This window comes from Aerococcus sp. L_32, from assembly GCF_050689315.1.
Genome location: NZ_JBOEQF010000837.1, coordinates 1 through 804, shown reverse-complemented (window position 1 = coordinate 804; position 804 = coordinate 1). Strand labels below are relative to the sequence as shown.

1 protein-coding gene is annotated in these 804 nt (G+C 36.7%); it reads right to left on the bottom strand.

Translation table 11 applies throughout. The annotated features are described in order from the left end of the window. Positions 1 to 804: translation initiation factor IF-2 N-terminal domain-containing protein (locus ACRCJ0_RS16795; protein WP_431391296.1), on the bottom strand; the 804-nt coding region annotated here is incomplete at both ends.

Below are 804 nucleotides of genomic sequence, written 5' to 3'. Positions count from 1 at the left end.
TACAACTTGAGCGTTACGTAAGTAGTCAAGTAAAGTTGTTTTACCATGGTCAACGTGCCCCATGATGGTTACAACTGCTGGACGAGTTTCTAAATCTTCCTCGTCTGCATTCTTAGCTTCTTCAAAGTAATGTTCAAAGTCTGCTTGGTCAACAATAACTTTCTCTTCAGCCTTTACACCATATTCTTCAAGAATTAACTCGATAGCATCTTTATCTAACGCTTGGTTTTGTGTAGCTGGTATACCCATCAAGAATAGTTTTTTGATAATCTCAGCTGGCTCACGGTGAATTTTTTTAGCAATATCCGCTACAGTCATACCTTCAGTATATTCCACTTTTTCTGGAAGTGGCTTATTCTTTCTCGGTGGTACTGGGTTGCCTTGAGGGCGGTTTTGGTCATTGTTAAAACGACCTTTTTTCCCTTTTTTGCCTTTACCTTTAAATCCGCCATTTTTGTTATTGCTATTATTTTTAAAATTATTTTTTTGATTATTCATATTTTTATTCTCTTTTGCTGGGTTATTGCGATTTTGCGACTTGTTTTGGTGCTGGTTTTGCTTAGCATTTGCTTTAGCAGGTTCTGATTTAGCTGAACCTTTTTCTGCAGGCTTATTTTCAGCTTTCTTAGTTGGTTGACTTTCAGCTGCTTTCGCTGGCTGATTGTTGTTGTCTTCCTTACCTGCTGATTTATTTGCAAAGCTACTTTTTAGCTTGTTTACTTCGTCATCAGTCATTGATGCCATATGACTTGAATATTCAAAACCTGCTTTTTCTGCAACATTCAATAACTCTTTACTTGATAT